Origin of the sequence: Hyphomonas sp. UBA3601, assembly GCF_002375605.1 — a bacterium.
In the GTDB taxonomy this organism is placed as follows: Bacteria; Pseudomonadota; Alphaproteobacteria; order Caulobacterales; family Hyphomonadaceae; genus Hyphomonas.
On record NZ_DFME01000109.1, the window covers coordinates 1 to 2,891 of the forward strand.

Below are 2,891 nucleotides of genomic sequence, written 5' to 3' on the forward strand. Positions count from 1 at the left end.
CACGACCCGGGACGTGACCCTTTTCCGGCCGCAAGCTGCAGCGGAAGATTCAAACTGAGACACCACCTAAACACAGAACTGGTTGATCTGAGACTATGAAATAGGCAAGGCTTTTGGTTTGGGCTCCTAATCTTGGAATTCTATGCTATCAGCTAGTTCGACGCCTAACCGCGCGTCGAACTAGTGAGGTCCGCAAAACTGTGGACCAAAATCCGACCGAACTGAGGACCAAAAATTGACTTTCATGCACGTATGTGTTTGAATATATTGGATAAATAATATGGATCGTGGCACGTCACTCGCGCCAAACTAAACTATATAAGCCGTTGATTTGCAAGCGGAAAAAACCCGACGATCTGTGCTGCTTCGGGTTAGGCGCGACATTCGGGGTTCGAACCTTGAACACCTCGAATAGGCATCCCGCGCTTTCGTCGTTAGCCTGTTTGGTAACAAGCCTGACGATGAATATGCGATGACGTTTCTGCTCCAGCCCGTGAAGAATGATGAGCGTGCACTTGCCGGTGCGCCCATGATTGGCGCGGCTCAGAAACTTCTGGCGTATCTGGCCGAACATGATGCGATCGGCCTGACGAAGGGCAAGGCGTTTCAGCGCAAGTTCGTGCACTGGGCGGCTGCCGAGTTCGCCTGGCCGGGCTGGGAAGAGGACAAGCTGTTCCTCGTCAATAAGGTGCTGAATGAGGACGATTTTCCGCCGCTCGAAGCTCTGCATTTCCTTCTGCTGAAACTCGAGCTGATCCGGCATTACAAGCTGACCTGTCGGCTCACCAAGGCGGGCAGGGACATTGCTGACAAGCCCGGCGATCTCTTCAACCTGATCGCGCCATTCTGGTTGTTCGAAGTCGATCATGCCGCTTCGTCGCGGATGCCCGAGCCGAGGCTTGGCAACTGGGATGTGTTTCTCGGTGTGCTGAATACGGAGGCGGTGCCAGGCGTGACATGCGGCGTGCTTCGTGAAATCCTTTACGGTCCGCCGGACGCCGGACAGCCCTATGACCGCTTGCCGGGAATGATCTGGTCACAAATGCTTCAGCCGCTGTGCTGGATGGGGTTGCTGGCCGAGACAATGTCAGACGATCGACAGCATTTCGCAGATCGCGTCTACAGCACCACCGGTCTTTGGTCCGAGGCCTTCTTGTTCCCGTTTGATGACCAGGTCGGTTTGGTGACGCTGCATTGACGTCATCGCTTCGAGCACTTGAAGCCGCGCCCGTCGGGTGTCGCACAATGGGTATTTCGTGACCCATTCAAAACTTTAATGGGTCACGAAGGGGGCGGCGAAAGTCTTTGGCCGGGCAGTTTCGGCCTGTCAGGCGATACTGTTGGGAGGAGCCTCGATGGAATTGATCTCCGCTTCGAGCACTGCGATCGTTTCCAGAATGGCGTCGAATGGCTCGGGCGCATCGAACAGCATTTCAGCCATTTGCGCATAGTCAGATCGAAGTGCGGCCTCAAGTTCAGGCGCTGGCGCGAGTCTGAGCGTTGGCGGTCGGGCCGTCTCATAATTTGCCCAGGCCGCCCGGAAGAAGACGGATTTGTGGAGCGCCACAGCTTCAAGAAGCGCCAGATCGCTCAGGGCCTGAGGCCTTGTTTTGGATCGGGCGAGTTGCGCGAGGTCGTAATAGTGACGCGACATCCTCTCACCGAGCGGCCTCGCCGCATCCCGGTGCGCCAACATGTGAAGGATGGTCGCCTTTTCCCAGAATGTCCGGGCAGCTGACAAGGTCTTCACCGATACGCCTGGCTCTGAGAACAGGTCCGGAAACTGTTCGTTCACAAAGGGAAAGATGTCCCGCTGCTCTGCCGGTAGGTGATCCGAGCGTGCGCCGAATTCGAGGCGAACGAACGAACGCACATAGGGCAGGGCGGCTGTCGCAGGCAGGCTTTCCGGATAGGTGAAGATCAGCGTTTGCGGGTCATCATCTGAAGTTTTCAGAAGGACCGGTTTGCCAAGCGCTTCGCTCATCGCTTCTGACAGAGCGGCTTTGACCGAACCGCCGACTGCCTCAATGGCGCAGGCTTCGAGTTCGTCGAGCAAGGCCTTTCGGGTCTTATTGCTTGTCGCGTTGGCCGGGTCGCGCTCACCGGTGAAACCGAGATCATGGCGGTCAAGGCTGAGATCGATGTCTTCGGAGAAGCGGCGGATCAGGCCATAGGCTTTCGAAAGAGACGTGCCGCCTTTGAAGATCAGGCCGGGAATCCTATCGCCAAGTGAGAAAGCGCGCTTGATCGTCCAGCAGACCCAGAAGTCTTTCTCGACAATGGCGGCTTGCACGCCCATCCGCGCAGCCGTCTCCTGAAAGACCTCCGCGCGGATGGTTGCGGTTTCCTGCGCGAAACCATCCACTGTCAGGCCGCCGCGATCTGCTGAACCACCGGGCGCATCCATCCTGGTGCCTGAAGGGCATCTTTAACGAGGGCGCGGCGGGTGTCGGCGTCAATCGTCCTGGAGAGGCGCGCTACGACGCTTGCATCCACCCCATCCTTGCCGAGATAGCGCAGCGCCTGGAACACTGCACCGGTCGGTTTGCCAGCGCCGACAAGGTTCCTGGCGGCGGCGTTGCGCATGATGATGGTCTGCGCCCCGATCTGCTTCGTGCGGCTTGGTCCATCTGTCAGATAGACAGCCTTCGCCGGAACCTGTGTGGTCAGGCCGAGCATGTTCGCCGCGCGCGCCGGCGAGACCTGGACGACGCGTCCATCCTTTCGGGCGATGGCGGCGGCGACAGCATCAGGATCGGGCGACAGGCGGCCCAGACGAGGACTCGTCTTCGGGTAGTCATAAATGCCCCGGGCGAGTCGACGGATCACGCCCTGATCGGTCAGTCGCGACAGCGTCTGATCGACAGAGGCGCGCGAGCCGAGATCAAGGA

General features: G+C 58.4%; 3 protein-coding genes. 1 reads left to right on the forward strand and 2 read right to left on the reverse strand.

Features of this window, described 5'->3' with window-relative positions; translation table 11 throughout:
- Nucleotides 1-472 precede the first annotated feature (472 nt).
- Nucleotides 473-1,198: a hypothetical protein gene (locus tag B4F73_RS11055; RefSeq protein WP_290483271.1), complete on the forward strand. Its 726-nt coding sequence runs from the start codon at nucleotides 473-475 to the stop codon at nucleotides 1,196-1,198.
- Nucleotides 1,199-1,327: 129 nt separating this feature from the next.
- Here the strand turns inward: B4F73_RS11055 and B4F73_RS11060 are convergent, their stop codons facing one another.
- Together B4F73_RS11060 and B4F73_RS11065 are read right to left on the reverse strand one after the other, a co-directional pair.
- Nucleotides 1,328-2,407, reverse strand: a complete 1,080-nt coding sequence (locus tag B4F73_RS11060; RefSeq protein ID WP_155843532.1) for a nucleotidyl transferase AbiEii/AbiGii toxin family protein — start codon at nucleotides 2,405-2,407, stop codon at nucleotides 1,328-1,330.
- Nucleotides 2,368-2,891: DUF6088 family protein (locus B4F73_RS11065; RefSeq protein ID WP_290483272.1), on the reverse strand; the 524-nt coding region annotated here is incomplete at its 5' end. The genes B4F73_RS11065 and B4F73_RS11060, both read right to left, overlap by 40 nt.

Coding starts and splice junctions, on each gene's coding strand:
- B4F73_RS11055 (WP_290483271.1), top strand. CDS start 473: ATGACGTTTCTGCTCCAGCCCGTGAAGAATGATGAGCGTGCACTTGCC.
- B4F73_RS11060 (WP_155843532.1), bottom strand. CDS start 2,407: ATGGATGCGCCCGGTGGTTCAGCAGATCGCGGCGGCCTGACAGTGGAT.